Origin of the sequence: Caballeronia pedi (genome assembly GCF_001544915.2) — a bacterium.
Lineage (GTDB): Bacteria > Pseudomonadota > Gammaproteobacteria > Burkholderiales > Burkholderiaceae > Caballeronia > Caballeronia pedi.
In genome coordinates, this window is sequence record NZ_FCOE02000033.1 from 66,064 (window position 1) to 81,837 (window position 15,774).

The 15,774-nt window shown below is 64.2% G+C and carries 17 protein-coding genes; all 17 read left to right on the forward strand.

The genetic code is table 11. From position 1 onward, the window contains the following. The first annotated feature begins 7 nt into the window (after positions 1-7). Entirely contained in the window at positions 8-748 is a 741-nt protein-coding gene (fabG, locus tag AWB80_RS32605) for a 3-oxoacyl-ACP reductase FabG (protein WP_061120540.1), read from the forward strand. 250 nt (positions 749-998) lie between these two features. After that, the gene (acpP, locus tag AWB80_RS32610; protein WP_004197638.1) at positions 999-1,238 is read left to right on the forward strand and encodes an acyl carrier protein; all 240 of its coding nucleotides are present in this window, start codon (positions 999-1,001) and stop codon (positions 1,236-1,238) included. Between the two features lie 143 nt (positions 1,239-1,381). Then, on the forward strand, positions 1,382-2,620 hold the full coding sequence (fabF, locus tag AWB80_RS32615; protein ID WP_061178795.1) for a beta-ketoacyl-ACP synthase II: 1,239 nt from the start codon (positions 1,382-1,384) through the stop codon (positions 2,618-2,620). A 31-nt stretch (positions 2,621-2,651) separates the two neighbouring features. Then, on the forward strand, positions 2,652-3,119 hold the full coding sequence (locus AWB80_RS32620; protein WP_061178796.1) for a protein YgfX: 468 nt from the start codon (positions 2,652-2,654) through the stop codon (positions 3,117-3,119). A gap of 95 nt (positions 3,120-3,214) precedes the next feature. After that, positions 3,215-3,814: an RNA polymerase sigma factor RpoE gene (rpoE, locus tag AWB80_RS32625; RefSeq protein WP_008342103.1), complete on the forward strand. Its 600-nt coding sequence runs from the start codon at positions 3,215-3,217 to the stop codon at positions 3,812-3,814. Between the two features lie 81 nt (positions 3,815-3,895). Next, entirely contained in the window at positions 3,896-4,531 is a 636-nt protein-coding gene (locus AWB80_RS32630; RefSeq protein WP_061178814.1) for a sigma-E factor negative regulatory protein, read from the forward strand. A 4-nt stretch (positions 4,532-4,535) separates the two neighbouring features. Then, complete coding sequence (locus AWB80_RS32635) at positions 4,536-5,579, forward strand: MucB/RseB C-terminal domain-containing protein (RefSeq protein WP_061178815.1); 1,044 nt, start codon at positions 4,536-4,538, stop codon at positions 5,577-5,579. A gap of 22 nt (positions 5,580-5,601) precedes the next feature. Then, positions 5,602-7,149 carry a DegQ family serine endoprotease gene (locus AWB80_RS32640; RefSeq protein ID WP_061178797.1) on the forward strand — a complete coding sequence of 516 codons (1,548 nt, stop codon included), beginning with the start codon at positions 5,602-5,604 and terminating at the stop codon, positions 7,147-7,149. Positions 7,150-7,153: 4 nt separating this feature from the next. Continuing rightward, positions 7,154-7,414, forward strand: a complete 261-nt coding sequence (locus AWB80_RS32645; RefSeq protein ID WP_061178798.1) for a glutaredoxin family protein — start codon at positions 7,154-7,156, stop codon at positions 7,412-7,414. Positions 7,415-7,550: 136 nt separating this feature from the next. Then, entirely contained in the window at positions 7,551-9,341 is a 1,791-nt protein-coding gene (gene lepA / locus AWB80_RS32650) for a translation elongation factor 4 (protein ID WP_061178799.1), read from the forward strand. Between the two features lie 46 nt (positions 9,342-9,387). Then, the gene (gene lepB, locus AWB80_RS32655; RefSeq protein WP_061178800.1) at positions 9,388-10,281 is read left to right on the forward strand and encodes a signal peptidase I; all 894 of its coding nucleotides are present in this window, start codon (positions 9,388-9,390) and stop codon (positions 10,279-10,281) included. A 164-nt stretch (positions 10,282-10,445) separates the two neighbouring features. Beyond that, a complete protein-coding gene (gene rnc / locus AWB80_RS32660; RefSeq protein WP_087131770.1) occupies positions 10,446-11,555 on the forward strand; it encodes a ribonuclease III in 1,110 nt (369 codons plus the stop codon). 65 nt (positions 11,556-11,620) lie between these two features. Then, the gene (era, locus tag AWB80_RS32665; RefSeq protein ID WP_061178816.1) at positions 11,621-12,520 is read left to right on the forward strand and encodes a GTPase Era; all 900 of its coding nucleotides are present in this window, start codon (positions 11,621-11,623) and stop codon (positions 12,518-12,520) included. Between the two features lie 3 nt (positions 12,521-12,523). After that, complete coding sequence (gene recO / locus AWB80_RS32670; RefSeq protein WP_061178801.1) at positions 12,524-13,417, forward strand: DNA repair protein RecO; 894 nt, start codon at positions 12,524-12,526, stop codon at positions 13,415-13,417. Then, entirely contained in the window at positions 13,414-14,187 is a 774-nt protein-coding gene (gene pdxJ, locus AWB80_RS32675) for a pyridoxine 5'-phosphate synthase (protein WP_061178802.1), read from the forward strand. Before recO ends, pdxJ begins: the two co-directional genes overlap by 4 nt. 9 nt (positions 14,188-14,196) lie before the next feature. Then, positions 14,197-14,601 carry a holo-ACP synthase gene (gene acpS, locus AWB80_RS32680; protein ID WP_061178803.1) on the forward strand — a complete coding sequence of 135 codons (405 nt, stop codon included), beginning with the start codon at positions 14,197-14,199 and terminating at the stop codon, positions 14,599-14,601. Positions 14,602-14,640: 39 nt separating this feature from the next. Further along, positions 14,641-15,669 carry a beta-N-acetylhexosaminidase gene (gene nagZ, locus AWB80_RS32685; RefSeq protein ID WP_061178804.1) on the forward strand — a complete coding sequence of 343 codons (1,029 nt, stop codon included), beginning with the start codon at positions 14,641-14,643 and terminating at the stop codon, positions 15,667-15,669. Positions 15,670-15,774: the final 105 nt, after the last annotated feature.

Genomic DNA, 15,774 nt, shown 5'->3' on the forward strand with positions numbered 1-15,774 from the left:
CAACGTCATGAGTCTCCAGAATCAAGTAGCAATCGTCACGGGCGCATCGCGCGGCATCGGACGCGCGATCGCGCTCGAACTCGCGAAGCAGGGCGCGACGGTCATCGGCACGGCGACGAGCGAAAGCGGCGCGGCCGGCATCAGTGAAGCGTTGCAGCAGGCAGGCGGCAAAGGCCGCGGCGCGGTGCTGAACGTGAACGACGCGGCCGCGGCGGATGCCTTCATCGACGGCATCGTGAAGGAATTCGGCGCGCTGAATGTGCTCGTCAACAACGCGGGCATCACCAAAGATCAACTCGCGATGCGCATGAAGGACGACGAGTTCGACGCCGTCATCGATACGAATTTGCGCGCGGTCTTCCGCCTGTCGCGCGCCGTGCTGCGCCCGATGATGAAGGCGCGCGGCGGCCGTATCATCAACATCACGTCGGTGGTCGGTTCGTCGGGCAATCCAGGTCAGGCCAACTATGCCGCCGCGAAGGCCGGCGTCGCGGGCATGACGCGCGCGCTCGCGCGGGAAATCGGCAGCCGCGGCATCACCGTGAACTGCATCGCGCCGGGCTTCATCGACACCGATATGACCAAGGTTCTGCCGGAAGAGCAGCGCACCGCGCTCACCGCGCAGATTCCGCTCGGCCGGCTGGGCGCGCCAGAAGATATCGCGCATGCCGTGGCGTTTCTTGCATCACCGTTTGCCGGCTATATCACCGGCACGACGCTGCACGTGAACGGCGGCATGTACATGTAAGGCCTTAATAGGCATTTCGCTGAAATTCGCTTAATATCCGCGCCGGGACGGGCGCGTGAAATGCTCTGAGGAGCATCTGTGCACCGTTCCAGCGCGGCAGTGAAGAATCGATGCGAAGCCAGCCACAGCCCTCTTGATGCAGGGCGGCGGACGGCGGAGCATGGCAACTGACGCGCCGTATTTTGCGGGTCCAAACCTGATAAAATGCGCGCACTCGTATTTTTGAACTTTTTTCCCCTCGGAGGGCTGCATGGACAACATCGAACAGCGCGTGAAGAAGATCGTCGCCGAACAACTGGGCGTGGCGGAAGCCGAAATCAAGAACGAAGCGTCGTTCGTGAACGATCTGGGCGCTGACTCGCTCGATACGGTCGAACTCGTGATGGCGCTGGAAGACGAATTCGGCATGGAAATTCCCGATGAAGAGGCCGAAAAGATCACCACGGTTCAGCAGGCGATCGATTACGCTCGCGCGAACGTCAAGGCCTGAGGCCGGACGCGCCAGCGACTCATCGCTCGACCAGCCGATGCATCGTCGCTGCAAACCGATTTGACAGCCACAGGGCACACAGGGCGGTTTCCTGTGGCCGCTGTGGCTTTTGTTTTTCGTCATTCTATGGATAAGGGGTTACCGTGAGCCGTCGTCGAGTTGTTGTTACAGGCCTGGGGCTCGTGTCGCCTGTCGGCAATACTGTTGCCGACGGCTGGGCCAATCTGGTCGCGGGCAAGTCGGGCATCGCCAATATCACGAAGTTCGACGCAACGAACTTCTCCACGCGTTTCGCCGGCGAGGTGAAGGGCTTCAACATCGAAGACTACATGCCCGCCAAGGAAGCGCGCCATATGGATACCTTCATCCATTTTGGCTTTGCGGCGGGCGTTCAGGCCATGCAGGACAGCGGCCTCGAAATCACCGATGAAAACGCCGAGCGCGTGGGCGTCGTGGTCGGCTCGGGCATCGGCGGTCTGCCGATGATCGAAGTCACGCAGACCGAACTGCTCAACCGCGGCCCGCGCCGCATTTCGCCGTTCTTCGTGCCGGCGTCGATCATCAACATGATCTCCGGCCATCTGTCGATCCGTTTCGGCCTGAAGGGCCCGAACCTGTCGATGGTCACGGCCTGCACCACCGGTCTGCATTGCATCGGCGAGGCATCGCGCCTGATCGAATACGGCGACGCGGATGTCATGATCGCCGGCGGCGCGGAAGCCACGGTGTCGCCGCTCGGCATCGGCGGTTTCGCGGCGGCGCGCGCGCTGTCGCAGCGCAACGACGATCCCGCGACGGCCAGCCGTCCGTGGGACACCGACCGCGACGGCTTCGTGCTCGGCGAAGGCGCGGGCGTGATGGTGCTCGAAGAGTACGAGCATGCGAAGAAGCGCGGCGCGAAGATCTACGCCGAAGTGCTCGGCTACGGCATGAGCGGCGACGCGTATCACATGACCGCGCCGCCGGAAGACGGCGACGGCGGCCGCCGCGCGATGGTCAATGCGATGAAGAACGCGCGTGTGAACGCCGATGAAGTGAACTACGTCAACGCGCACGGCACGTCGACGCCGCTCGGCGATATCGCTGAGACCATCGGCATCACGCGCGCGCTCGGCGATCAAGCGAAGAAGGCCGTGGTGAACTCCACCAAGTCGATGACCGGCCACCTGCTGGGCGGCGCGGGCGGCCTGGAGTCGGTCTTCACCGTGCTGGCGATTCACAATCAGGTGTCGCCGCCGACCATCAACATCTTCAACCAGGATCCGAAATGCGACCTGGACTACTGCGCGAACACCGCGCGGGAAATGAAGATCGACGTGGCGGTGAAGAACTCGTTCGGCTTCGGCGGAACGAACGGCTCGCTCGTCTTCAAGCGCCACTGAGCACGGCGCGCTCGTCATCACGGGGATCCCTATGACGGGCGCGTGCGTGGAACGGCCGCATCGTGACACCGGCTCGACGCCGGGCGTCGCGATGCGGCCGTCGCGTTTTCTGCGGGTGGCGTCGATTGCATTCATGGCGGTCGCGGGCGCAGCGGTTTTCCAGTGCGTTTTCGCGCACGCCGAACACGTCGGGCATGCTGCTGTGGCTTGTGCGGCAACGGTGGCGGCGCTCGGCCTCGCGTCATATCGATGGACGCGCGCTCAGCCAAGGGCGATCAGCCTGCGCTCGGACGGTCTCACGATCGTGAGCCGAAGCGGCGAAACGCGGCACACGCGTATCACGGGATGCGCTCAGTGGGCCGGGCGGCTCCTCGCGCTGACGCTGGTCGATGCGCGCGGGCGGCGCGAAACGCTTGTCGTCGCGGCCGATTCCGTCGATGCCGACACCTTTCGCCAGCTTTCCGTCCAGGCGCGCCGCGCCGCCGCGTCTCACCTGTAACGACTGTAACGGCCCATGAGCGTTCCGGTTGCCTTACAGGCGGTAACGCTACAATAGCCCTCCGCGCAACACCCCAAGTTAAACGGATTTCCCAGGTGAGCGAAAAAGAAATCGACCAATTGCTGGTCGAGCGTGTCCAGAAGGGCGACAAGGCTGCGTTCGAACTGCTGGTCGCCAAATACCACCGCAAGATCATTCGGCTGATCTCGCGCCTCGTGCGCGACCCCGCCGAGGTCGAGGACGTCGCCCAGGACGCCTTCATCAAGGCCTACCGCGCGCTGCCGCAGTTTCGGGGCGAATCGGCCTTCTATACATGGCTCTACCGGATTGCGGTCAACACCGCAAAGAACTATCTTGCGACGCAGGGCCGCCGTGCTCCCACATCTACCGAAGCCGATGCTGAAGAAGCGGAAACTTTCTCCGACGCGGACCAACTAAGGGATATCAACACGCCCGAGTCGATGTTGATGAGCAAGCAGATCGCTCAGACGGTCAACGCCGCGATGGCGTTGCTGCCGGAGGAACTGCGCACCGCCATCACGCTCCGGGAGATTGAAGGACTGAGTTACGAGGAAATCGCCGAAATGATGGATTGCCCGATCGGCACCGTCAGATCGAGAATTTTTCGTGCTCGCGAAGCCATTGCGGCAAAATTGCGTCCGTTGTTGGACACTCCCGAAGGCAAGCGCTGGTAAGCGGCGCAAATCCTCGGGGCAAGGGCGCGATATCTGGGTTGGTGGTGTCACAACGGGGTGTGGTCAAAGATGGGGAGCATCATGGGGTCGGTCTCGATGCAGAATCAAACACAGGCAGGTCCGCGCGGCGAGCGCATGTCGGCGTTCGTCGACGGTGAATCGCTCGACGAGATTGGCAGTGTCAGCCAGTTTCTCGCGGAACTGAAAAACGACGATCGCGCGGCATGGTCGGCCTATCACCTGATCGGCGACGCGCTGCGCTCCGACGATCTCGCGGTCAGCCCGGCGCGCAGCAGCGTGTTCATGGCCGCATTCTCCGAACGTTTCGAGGCGGAAGCGCACGTGCTGGCGCCGGCGGCGCTGCCAGCCGCAGCGGCGAAAGCGCGTGGCGGCATGCTGCGCCGTCGCGTGATGCCGGCTTTCGCGGTGGCCGCGGCCGCCGCCACGCTGACGTGGATCGTGGTGCCGCAGCTGCAAGGCGTGGACAGCCACTCCGGCGCGCAGGTGGCGAGCGTCGCACCGGCGGATTCGATGCAGCGCGTGGCGCTCGCGTCGGTGCCGGCGGCGACCACGCGCACGCCGATCGTGGAAGCGAACATCATCCGCGACGCCAGTCTCGACCAGTATCTCGAAGCGCATCAGCAGTTCTCTCAACAGCCTGTGATGCCAGGTTCCATGCCCTTGATTCGCGCGGCGGCTACATCGCAGAGTCAATAATTTGATGCCGAGTGTGCGGTTGACTAAAACGAACTATTGGGGACGGCTGCCGGCGTTGATGCTCTGCGCAGCCGCGTTGTTGACAGCGGCATCGGCCAGTTTTGCGCAGGGAGACGATCCCGCAGCGACCCGCAAATCGGCCGCCACGCTGCTCAACCGCATTCACGAAGCGGCGCAACAGCAGAATTACGAAGGCACGTTCGTCTATCAGCGTGGCGCGACGGTTCAATCGTCGCGCATCACGCATGTCGCCACGCGCGGCGACGGCGAATACGAATCGCTCGAAAGTCTCGACGGCGCGCCGCGCAAGATGCTGCGTCACGACGACGACATGTTCACGTTCGTGCCCGAGCGGCATTTGCTCGTGGTCGAACATCGGCAGAACCGGGATTCGTTCCCCGCGCTGCTGGCAACCAGCGGCGATCAGGTGCTGTCCGTCTACGAGCCGAAGCTGCTCGGCAACGACCGCGTCGCGGGCGTGGACAGCCAGGTGCTGGAACTCGATCCGAAAGATTCCTACCGTTTCGCTTACAAGTTGTGGGCCGACACCAAAACCGGCTTGCTGCTGCGCGCGCAGACGCTCGATCCGGACGGCCAGGTGCTCGAACAGCTTTCGTTCTCGCAAGTGCGCATCGGCGGGCCGATCGACAAGGCGCCGATCGCGAACGGCATTCGCAGCACGTCGGGCTGGACCATCGTGCGGCCGCCGGTGCAGCCGGTCGACATGGAAGCGCAGGGCTGGCAACTCGCGCCGAATATCGCGGGCTTTCGCAAGATTCGCGAATTGCGCCGTCCGATGGCGTCGAGCCAGCAGGGCCAGCCGCCGATTCCGGTCGACCAGGCCGTGTTCTCCGATGGCCTCGCCACGATCTCGGTTTTCGTCGAGCCGGTGGAGAAAAGCACGCGCAAGGAAGGCGCGGGCAACAGCGGCGCCACGCACGTACTGGTGAAGCGCCGCGGGGATTTCTGGATCACCTTGCTGGGGGAAGTGCCGCAAGCCACGTTGCAGCAATTTGCTTCTACCATAGAATACAAGCCTTCCAAGTAATCCAGATCCCGGCCTCCAACCTATGAGCAACTTCTCGCTGCGCAAGTTCATCGCGGCCGCGGCGCTCGCCGTGTGCCTGCCGTTCGTATCGCAATCTGCGTCGGCGGCGGCGCCCACGGTGAACCTGCCAGACTTCACGACGCTCGTCGACAGGGTCGGGCCTTCGGTCGTGAACATTCGCACGACTTCGCGCGTCGGTACCAGCAGCGATCTGCGCGGCCTGCCGCCCGGTCTCGACGACGGCGACATGTCCGAATTCTTCCGCCGCTTCTTCGGCATTCCGATGCCCGGCCAACCCCCGCGCGGCGGCGGCGGAGGCGGTGGTGGCGGCAATAACGGCGGCGGCAGCGGCGGCGATCAGGGCAAGGGCGGCAGCCGGAGCGCGCCCGACGACAACCAGGACAACTCGGAACAAAGCAGCGGCGTCGGCTCGGGCTTCATCCTCTCGACGGACGGCTACGTGATGACCAACGCGCACGTCGTGGACGACGCGGACACCATCTACGTCACGCTCACGGACAAGCGCGAATTCAAGGCGCGTCTCGTCGGTGTCGACGAGCGCACGGACGTGGCCGTCGTGAAGATCAGCGCGACGAACCTGCCCGCCATCACCATCGGCGATTCGAACAAGGTGCGCGTCGGCGAATGGGTGCTCGCGATCGGCTCGCCGTTCGGCCTCGACAACACCGTGACCGCGGGCATCGTCAGCGCGAAGGGGCGCGACACCGGCGATTACCTGCCGTTCATCCAGACCGATGTCGCCGTGAATCCGGGCAACTCGGGCGGTCCGCTCATCAACATGGCGGGCGAAGTCATCGGCATCAACTCGCAGATCTACAGCCGCACGGGCGGCTTCATGGGCATTTCGTTCGCGATTCCAATCGATGAAGCGATGCGCGTGGCCGATCAGCTGAAGACCTCGGGCAAGGTCGTGCGCGGCCGCATCGCGGTGGCGATCGGCGAAGTGACGAAGGACGTCGCTGATTCGCTCGGGCTGCCGAAGTCGCAGGGCGCGCTCGTCTCGAGCGTCGAATCGGGCGGTCCGGCGGACAAGGCGGGCGTGCAGCCGGGCGACATCATCCTCAAGTTCAACGGCCAGAACGTCGAGACCGCGACCGATCTGCCGCGCATGGTCGGCGAGACGAAGCCGGGCACGAAGACCACGCTCACGATCTGGCGCAAGGGCCAGACGCGCGATCTGCCTGTCACCGTCGCCGAGATGCAGCCGGACAAGGTCGCGAAGACCGAGCAGAAGAAGTCGCCGCAGCCGAAGGAGCGCGCGAGCAATTCGCTCGGGCTCGCGGTGAGCGACATTCCCGCGGATCAGAGAAAGGCGCTGAAGCTGAACAGCGGCGTGCAGGTCGACGCGGTCGAAGGGCCGGCCGCGCGCGCGGGCTTCCAGAAGGGCGACATCATCCTGCGCATCGGCGATACGGATATCACGAGCGCGAAGCAGTTCGAGGCCGTCGCGCAGAATCTCGATGCCAGCAAGATGGTCGCGGTGCTCGTGCGTCGCGGCGACAACACGCAGTTCGTGCCGCTGCGCCCGCGCGTGCCGGCGCAGAAGTAAGCGCATGACGCGGGTTTCCGGCGCGCCTTTCGTCCTGTACGGGCGCGCCTGGTGTCATCTGTGCGAGGACATGCGGGCCGAGCTGGAGCCGATCGCGGCGCGACACGGTGTGGCGATCGAGTGGATCGACATCGACGAAGATCCGTCGCTGGAGGCGCGTTACAACGAGCGCGTGCCGGTGCTCACGCTCGATGGCGTCGAGTTGTGCCAGTACCGGCTCGACGTGAGCGCCGTGGACGCTGCGCTCGGCGCGCGCGCGCCGTAAGGCCGATAAAGGCGAAATCCGACGGGCCACCCCCGTTTTCGGCTAAAATGCTGAAGTTTTCCCAAAATTTTCAAGGCGTGCTCCCGCGTTGGTGAGGGCGCGCCTTTTTCGCTTTTTTTGGCTTGATCGGCACTGAATGGATCATATTCGTAACTTCTCGATCATCGCGCACATCGACCACGGCAAGTCGACGCTCGCCGACCGCATCATCCAGTTGTGCGGCGGCCTGTCCGACCGCGAGATGGAAGCTCAGGTGCTCGATTCGATGGACCTAGAGCGCGAGCGCGGCATCACGATCAAGGCGCAGACCGCGGCGCTGACCTACAAGGCGCGCGACGGCCAGGTCTACAACCTCAATCTGATCGATACCCCGGGGCACGTCGACTTCTCCTACGAAGTCAGCCGTTCGCTGTCCGCGTGCGAGGGCGCGCTGCTCGTCGTCGACGCATCGCAAGGCGTCGAGGCGCAGACGGTCGCGAACTGCTACACGGCGATCGAACTCGGCGTCGAGGTCGTGCCGGTGCTCAACAAGATCGACCTGCCCGCGGCGAACCCCGAGAACGCGATCTCCGAGATCGAGGATGTCATCGGCATCGATGCGACCGACGCCGTGCATTGCAGCGCGAAGACCGGTCTGGGCGTCGAGGACGTGCTCGAATCGCTGATCACGAAAGTGCCGCCGCCGAAGGGCAATACGGATGCGCCGCTGCAGGCGCTCATCATCGATTCATGGTTCGACAACTACGTCGGCGTCGTGATGCTGGTGCGTATCGTCAACGGCACCGTCAAACCAAAAGACAAGATCAAGATGATGGCGACCGGCGCGCAATATCCGGTCGAGCACGTCGGCGTGTTCGCGCCGAAGTCGACGAACCTCGCGCAACTGTCGGCGGGGCAGGTGGGCTTCGTGATCGCGGGCATCAAGGAACTGACGGCCGCCAAAGTAGGCGATACCGTCACGCTCGCGACCCGTCCTGCCGAAGCGCCGCTGCCGGGCTTCAAGGAAGTGAAGCCACAGGTGTTCGCGGGCCTCTATCCGGTCGAAGCGAACCAGTACGACGCGCTGCGCGAATCGCTCGAAAAACTCAAGCTCAACGACGCCTCGCTGCAATACGAGCCGGAAGTGTCGCAAGCGCTCGGCTTCGGTTTCCGCTGCGGCTTCCTCGGCCTCTTGCACATGGAAATCGTGCAGGAGCGGCTCGAGCGCGAGTTCGACATGGACCTCATCACCACCGCGCCGACGGTGATCTACGAAGTCGTGCAACGCGACGGCACGACCATCTCCGTCGAGAATCCGGCGAAGATGCCGGAGCCGCCGAAGATCGAGGAAGTGCGCGAGCCGATCGTCACCGTGAACCTGTACATGCCGCAGGAGTATGTCGGCTCGGTCATCACGTTGTGCACGGCCAAGCGCGGCTCGCAGATCAACATGCAGTATCACGGCCGTCAGGTCCAGTTGACGTACGAAATCCCGATGGCGGAAATCGTGCTCGACTTCTTCGACCGCCTGAAGTCGACGTCGCGCGGCTACGCGTCGATGGACTACGAGTTCAAGGAATATCGCGCGGCCGACGTGGTCAAGGTGGACATGCTCATCAACGGCGACAAGGTCGACGCGCTGTCGGTCATCGTGCACCGTTCGCAGAGCCAGCATCGCGGCCGCGAAGTGGCGGCGAAGATGCGCGAGCTGATTCCGCGTCAGATGTACGACGTGGCGATTCAGGCGACCATCGGTTCGAACATCATCGCGCGCGAGAACATCAAGGCGCTGCGCAAGAACGTGCTGGCCAAGTGCTACGGCGGCGACATCTCGCGCAAGAAGAAGCTGCTCGAAAAGCAGAAGGCCGGCAAGAAGCGCATGAAGCAGGTCGGTACGGTCGAAATCCCGCAAGAGGCTTTCCTGGCGATCCTGCGCGTCGACGAATGACGCTCGGCGCCGCGAAGCAAACAACGATAACAACCGGAAGCGATTGATGAATTTCGCACTGATTCTTTTGATTCTCGTCGTCTTGACGGGTATTGCCTGGGTGCTCGACAAGCTGGTGTTTCAACCTCAACGGCGCCGCGCCGCCGAGGCCGCGGTGGCCGATTTCGACCGCCAGCAGGAACGCGTGGGCGAGCGTTTCGCCGATGAAAACGCCGCGCAGACGCGCGCCCGGCTGCGCGACGAGAAGCTGCGCCAGCCGTGGTGGCTCGAATACACGGCGAGCTTCTTTCCGGTGATCCTCGCGGTGTTCGTCGTGCGCTCGTTCATCATCGAGCCGTTCAAGATTCCGTCTGGCTCGATGGTCCCGACGCTGCTCGTCGGCGACTTCATCCTCGTGAACAAGTACGAGTACGGTCTGCGCCTGCCGATCGCCAACACCAAGCTGACGAACGGCAGCCCGCTCAAGCGCGGCGACGTCGTGGTGTTCCGCTATCCGAAGGACGAATCGGTCGACTACATCAAGCGCGTGATCGGCCTGCCGGGCGACACCGTCGCGTACGAAGACAAGAAGCTCACGATCAACGGCAAGCCCGTGCCCGAGACGCCGCTGCCGGACTATTTCGACGACGAGCGCATCGGTTACGCCAAGCAGTTCGAGGAAGATCTCGACGGCCGCAAGAACGCGATCCTGAACAATCCGCAGGTGCCGCCGTTCGTCGTCGGCGCGGACGACTTCCCGTTCCGCGACAACTGCAACTACAACGCGCAAGGCGTCACGTGCAAGGTGCCGCCGGGCAACTACTTCATGATGGGCGACAACCGCGACAACAGCGCGGACAGCCGCTACTGGGGCTTCGTGCCGGACAAGAACATCGTGGGCCGCGCGTTCTTCATCTGGATGAACTTCAGCAATCTGAAGCGCATCGGCTCGTTCCAGTGACGCGCCGACACGCCGGCGTGTCGCTCGACGACCGCCGGCGTTTCTGATCACTAAAACAAGCTTCGAAACGGCGTGAAGAAGCGCGGCTAACACCGTCTCGCCACGCGTTTTCCGGCGTCGGACGGCGCAATCGCCCGTCCGCGCGCCCGCGTTATACTCTCTCCATGCCATCTTCTCCGTTGGAAAGCCGGCTGCGGTATGAATTTCGCAATGCGGAATTACTGCGCCAGGCGATGACCCACCGCAGTCACAGCGCTACGCACAATGAACGGCTCGAATTTCTCGGCGATTCCGTTCTAAATTGCGTGGTGGCTGCGCTTTTGTTCCAACGATTCGGCAAACTCGATGAAGGCGACCTGTCACGTGTCCGGGCGAATCTGGTCAAACAGCAGTCGCTTTATGAAATCGCGCAGGCTCTCAACGTGTCCGAAGGACTGCGCCTCGGCGAAGGCGAATTGCGCAGCGGCGGTTTTCGCCGTCCGTCGATTCTCGCCGACACGCTCGAAGCCATCTTCGGCGCGATCTTCCTCGACGGCGGTTTCGACGCCGCGTCGGTCGTCATCAAGCGGCTCTACACGCCGGTGCTGGATCATATCGATCCGCGCACCATCGGCAAGGACGCGAAGACGCTGCTGCAAGAGTATCTCCAGGGACACAAGATCGCGCTGCCCACCTACACGGTCGTCGCCACGCACGGCGCCGCGCACAACCAGCAGTTCGAGGTCGAGTGCACGGTGCCGAAGCTCGACGTGAAGGTGTCGGGATCGGGCGCGAGCCGCCGCGCGGCCGAGCAGGCCGCCGCGAAGAAGGCGCTCGACGAGGTGGTCGCCGCCGTGCCGTCGCTCGGCGTGAAGCCCAAGCGCAAGGGCGCGCGCGCCGCCAAGCAGGCGGAACTCGAAGTGGTGCCCGGCGTGACGGGCATTCAGACGGCGCTGGATCTGCGTTCGCCGGACCGGCGCGAGCGCCATCCGGCATCGCATGGCGCACAGTCCGGGGCGCACGAACGCCCGGCGTCCGCTGCGCCGCTCGCCGTGATTCGCGCGACGCATGTCGAGCCGTCCGCGAGCGCCTACGCCGCCGCCGACAAATCGGAACGCGCCGTGATCCACAAGCCGGAGAAAGCGGTGAAGAGCGAAGCGACACAGGACAAGCCCGCGCCCGCCGATCCCGATCATCACGACGACTCGCCCGCAGCCGATACCGACACGCGCAACAGCGCAACCGCCGACGCACCCGCGGGCCGCGTCGTGCGCGCCGCCGACGCCGGCCACTGACGCCGGCCATCGATCCGTGCCGCGCATATCGCGCCCCCAACGACCTCCTGCCGCATACATTTATGATGAACGCTCCTGTTTCTCCCGGTTTCCGCTGCGGCATGGTCGCGATCGTCGGCAGGCCGAACGTCGGCAAGTCGACGCTGATGAACGCGCTCGTCGGCCAGAAGGTGAGCATCACGTCGCGCAAGGCGCAGACGACGCGCCACCGCATCACCGGCATCAACACCTTCGAGGACGCGCAGTACGTCTTCGTCGATACGCCCGGTTTCCAGACGCGCCACAGCGGCGCGCTCAACCGCTCGCTGAACCGCGCGGTGACCTCGACGCTGACGTCCGTCGATGCGATCCTCTTCGTGATCGAAGCCGGCCGCTTCGGCCCCGATGACCAGAAAGTGCTCGACCTGATCCCGTCCGGCACGCCCACGCTCCTGATCGCCAACAAGCTCGATCGGGTCGGCGACAAGGAAACGCTCTTTCCCTTCATGCAGCAGATGTCGGCGCTGCGCGACTTCCGCGAGATCGTGCCGCTGTCGGCGAAGCATCCCGAAGACATCAAGCGCCTGCTGTCGGTCGTGAAGCCCTATTTGCCGGAAGGCGAGCCGATCTACGGCGAGGATGACCTGACTGACCGCAGCGAGCGCTTTCTCGCGGCGGAGATCCTGCGCGAGAAGGTGTTCCGCTGGACCGGCGATGAATTGCCGTACACGAGCACGGTGCTCATCGACAAGTTCGAGACCGAAGGGCGCCTGCGACGCGTCTTCGCGACGATTCTCGTCGATCGCGACACCCACAAGGCGATGATCATCGGCCAGAAGGGCGCGAAGCTGAAGCAGATCAGCACCGAGGCGCGGCTCGACATGGAGAAGCTTTTCGATGGCCCCGTGTATCTCGAAACCTTCATCAAGGTGAAGAGCGGCTGGGCCGACAACGAAGCGGGCCTGCGCGCATACGGCTACGAGTGATGCATGGACGACGGCTCGAACGACGCCCGGATGGTTCCGCCGCCCGCCGATGATCGTCCCGACGACGATTTCGACGCGCACGAGCGTCCGTCCGCGCGCGCCGTGCCGAAGCGCAGGCGGACGTCGCCATCGACATCCGTCAGTGAGGCCGGTGAAAAGCGGCCGCGCGCCGCGCCGCGCTCCGACTTTCGCATCGCCGAGCAGCCGGGCTTCGTGCTGCACAGCTATCCGTATCGCGAGACGAGTCTCATCATCGATGTGTTTTCGCGTGACTTCGGCCGTGTCGCGCTCGTTGCGAAGGGCGCGAAGCGTCCGCATTCCGCGTTGCGCGGGGTGTTGCAGACGTTTCAGCCGCTCGGGCTCTCGTGGACCGGCAAGGGCGAAGTCCGCACGCTGACCACTGCCGAATGGGTTGGCGGCATGTTGCCGCTGACCGGCGACGCGTTGCTCTGCGGCTTCTATGTGAACGAACTGCTTGTGAAGTTCTGCGCGCGCGAGGACGCGCATCCGGCGCTTTTCAATCACTACGTGCTGACGCTCTCGCGTCTCGCGCACGACGAGCCCGCCGTGCACGTGCTGCGTTCGTTCGAACGCGTGCTGCTGCGCGAAACCGGCTATGCGATGAACCTCACGCGCACCGTCACGCGCCAGCCGGTCGTGGCCGAAGGCCGCTATGTCTTCGATCCCGATCGCGGCGTGCGCGAAGCGTCCGACGATTTGCCCGCTCCGTGGCCGGTGATCTCCGGACAGACGCTCATCGACATGGAACGCGACGACACCACCAGCCCGCAGACGGCCGCGCAGAGCAAGATGCTGATGCGCTTCCTGCTCAACCACTACCTGGGCGGCGCGCCGCTCGCCACCCGTCAGATACTGATCGACCTGCAAAAACTATGAGCTTCTTTCTCTCGTCGCCTGCGAGCGTGATCGATCTGGGCGTGAACATCGATCACGTCGCCACCTTGCGCAATGCGCGCGGCACGTCCTATCCCGATCCGATCCGCGCGGCGCTCGCCGCCGAGGATGCGGGCGCCGACGCCATCACGCTGCATCTGCGCGAGGATCGCCGTCATATCGTCGATGCCGACGTGCGCACGCTGCGGCCGCTCCTCAAGACGCGCATGAATCTCGAATGCGCGGTGACGCGCGAGATGCTCGACATCGCCTGCGAGATCAGGCCGCACGATGTCTGCCTCGTGCCGGAAAAGCGCCAGGAAGTGACGACCGAAGGCGGCCTCGACGTCGCGGGCCAGTTCGAAGAAGTGAAGGCCGCGTGCAGGCAACTCGCCGATGCGGGCGCGCGGGTTTCGCTTTTCATCGATCCGGACGAGACGCAGATTCGCGCCGCGCACGAAGCGGGCGCGCCTGTCATCGAACTGCATACCGGCCGGTATGCCGAAGCGCACGAGCAAGCCGAACAGCAGCGCGAGTTCGAGCGCGTCGCGGCGAGCGTCGATTTCGGCAACGCGCTCGGGCTGAAGGTCAACGCCGGCCACGGCCTGCACTACACGAACGTGCAGGCGATCGCCGCGCTGCCGGGCATCGTCGAGCTGAATATCGGGCACGCGATCGTCGCGCATTCGATCTTCGCGGGCTGGGACAACGCCGTGCGCGAGATGAAGGCGATCATGGTCGCGTCGCGCCTCGCGTCGATCCACGCACGCTGAGCGCACGTCATGGCGATCTACGGAATCGGCACGGACGTCGTGCAGGTGAGCCGCGTTGCGGCGGTGATGAGACGCACGAAGGGGCGGTTCGCCGAAAAGGTGCTCGGACCCGACGAATTGCGCATCTATCACGCGCGCAACGCGCGCTCGGAAGTGCGCGGGCTTGCGTTTCTCGCGACGCGCTTTTCGGCCAAGGAAGCGTTCTCGAAGGCGATCGGCCTCGGCATGCGCTGGCCGATGACCTGGCGCGCGCTGCAAACCCTCAACGAGCCGAGCGGCAAGCCGATGATCGCCGCCTCCGGCGAACTGGCAGACTGGCTCGCGCAACGCGGCATCACGGCGAAGGTCACGGTGAGCGACGAGCGCGACTACGCGGTGTCGTTCGTGATCGCTGAAACGCCCGATCGCACCTGAATTCAATCAATCAACGCACAAGAAAGCCAATTGAATCCGATGAAACGCACTCCCGGGCCCGTCATGTTCGACGTCGCCGGCACGAAGCTGACCGATGCGGATATCGAGCGCATCGTGCATCCGATGACCGGCGGCATCATTCTCTTCGCGCGGCATTTCGAGGACCGCGCCCAACTCGTCGCGCTGACCGACGCGATCCGCGCGGTGCGTGACGACATCCTGATCGCCGTCGATCACGAGGGCGGGCGCGTGCAGCGCTTTCGCACCGACGGTTTCACCGTGCTGCCCGCGCCGGGCAAGCTGGGCGAACTGTGGGACCGCGACGTGCTCGCCGCGACCAAGGCCGCGACCGCGTTCGGCTACGTGCTCGCGGCGGAGTTGCGCGCGTGCGGCATCGACATGAGCTTCACGCCGGTGCTCGATCTGAACTACGGACAGTCGAAGGTGATCGGCGATCGCGCGCTGCACAGCGACCCGCGCGTCGTGACGATGCTCGCCAAGAGCCTGAATCACGGCCTCGCGCTCGCCGGCATGGCGAACTGCGGCAAGCACTTTCCTGGACACGGTTTCGCCGAAGCCGATTCGCACGTCGCGCTGCCGACCGACGATCGTCCGCTCGACGAAATTCTCGCCGCCGACGTGCGTCCGTACGACTGGCTCGGCATGTCGCTGGCGTCGGTGATTCCGGCGCACGTCATCTACACGAAGGTCGACGATAAACCCGCTGGCTTCTCGCGCATCTGGCTGCAGGACATCCTGCGCGGCAAGCTCGGCTTCAATGGCGCGATCTTCAGCGACGATCTCTCGATGGAAGCGGCGCGTGCGGGCGGCACGCTGACCGAGGCGACGACAGCGGCGCTCAAGGCAGGTTGTGACATGGTGCTGATCTGCAATCAGCCGGACGAGGCGGGCAAGGTGCTCGAGCAGTTGCGCTACACGCCGTCGAAGGCTTCCATGCAGCGTATCCGGCAGATGCGTCCGCGTGGCAAGGCGCTGCGGTGGAGCAAGTTGCAGGCGCATCCTGAGTATCAGGCGGCGCGGGCAGCCGTCAAACAGATGCTCGGCTGAGCGGCGCTGAACGAAAAAGCCACGGAGATGAACTGACCCCACGAAGTTGGACGGTTAAATTCTAGCGGGTAGCCGAGGCCTGAGTTCTGTATTGCACGGGACTCA

Bases quoted from the DNA above. Each gene is read 5' to 3' on its own strand.
- lepA (WP_061178799.1), top strand. From the start codon at position 7,551: ATGGATCATATTCGTAACTTCTCGATCATCGCGCACATCGACCACGGC.
- AWB80_RS32645 (WP_061178798.1), top strand. From the start codon at position 7,154: ATGACGCGGGTTTCCGGCGCGCCTTTCGTCCTGTACGGGCGCGCCTGG.
- AWB80_RS32635 (WP_061178815.1), top strand. From the start codon at position 4,536: ATGCCGAGTGTGCGGTTGACTAAAACGAACTATTGGGGACGGCTGCCG.
- rnc (WP_087131770.1), top strand. From the start codon at position 10,446: ATGCCATCTTCTCCGTTGGAAAGCCGGCTGCGGTATGAATTTCGCAAT.
- acpS (WP_061178803.1), top strand. From the start codon at position 14,197: ATGGCGATCTACGGAATCGGCACGGACGTCGTGCAGGTGAGCCGCGTT.
- era (WP_061178816.1), top strand. From the start codon at position 11,621: ATGAACGCTCCTGTTTCTCCCGGTTTCCGCTGCGGCATGGTCGCGATC.
- recO (WP_061178801.1), top strand. From the start codon at position 12,524: ATGGACGACGGCTCGAACGACGCCCGGATGGTTCCGCCGCCCGCCGAT.
- pdxJ (WP_061178802.1), top strand. From the start codon at position 13,414: ATGAGCTTCTTTCTCTCGTCGCCTGCGAGCGTGATCGATCTGGGCGTG.
- acpP (WP_004197638.1), top strand. From the start codon at position 999: ATGGACAACATCGAACAGCGCGTGAAGAAGATCGTCGCCGAACAACTG.
- nagZ (WP_061178804.1), top strand. From the start codon at position 14,641: ATGAAACGCACTCCCGGGCCCGTCATGTTCGACGTCGCCGGCACGAAG.
- lepB (WP_061178800.1), top strand. From the start codon at position 9,388: ATGAATTTCGCACTGATTCTTTTGATTCTCGTCGTCTTGACGGGTATT.
- AWB80_RS32630 (WP_061178814.1), top strand. From the start codon at position 3,896: ATGGGGTCGGTCTCGATGCAGAATCAAACACAGGCAGGTCCGCGCGGC.
- fabG (WP_061120540.1), top strand. From the start codon at position 8: ATGAGTCTCCAGAATCAAGTAGCAATCGTCACGGGCGCATCGCGCGGC.
- AWB80_RS32620 (WP_061178796.1), top strand. From the start codon at position 2,652: ATGACGGGCGCGTGCGTGGAACGGCCGCATCGTGACACCGGCTCGACG.
- AWB80_RS32640 (WP_061178797.1), top strand. From the start codon at position 5,602: ATGAGCAACTTCTCGCTGCGCAAGTTCATCGCGGCCGCGGCGCTCGCC.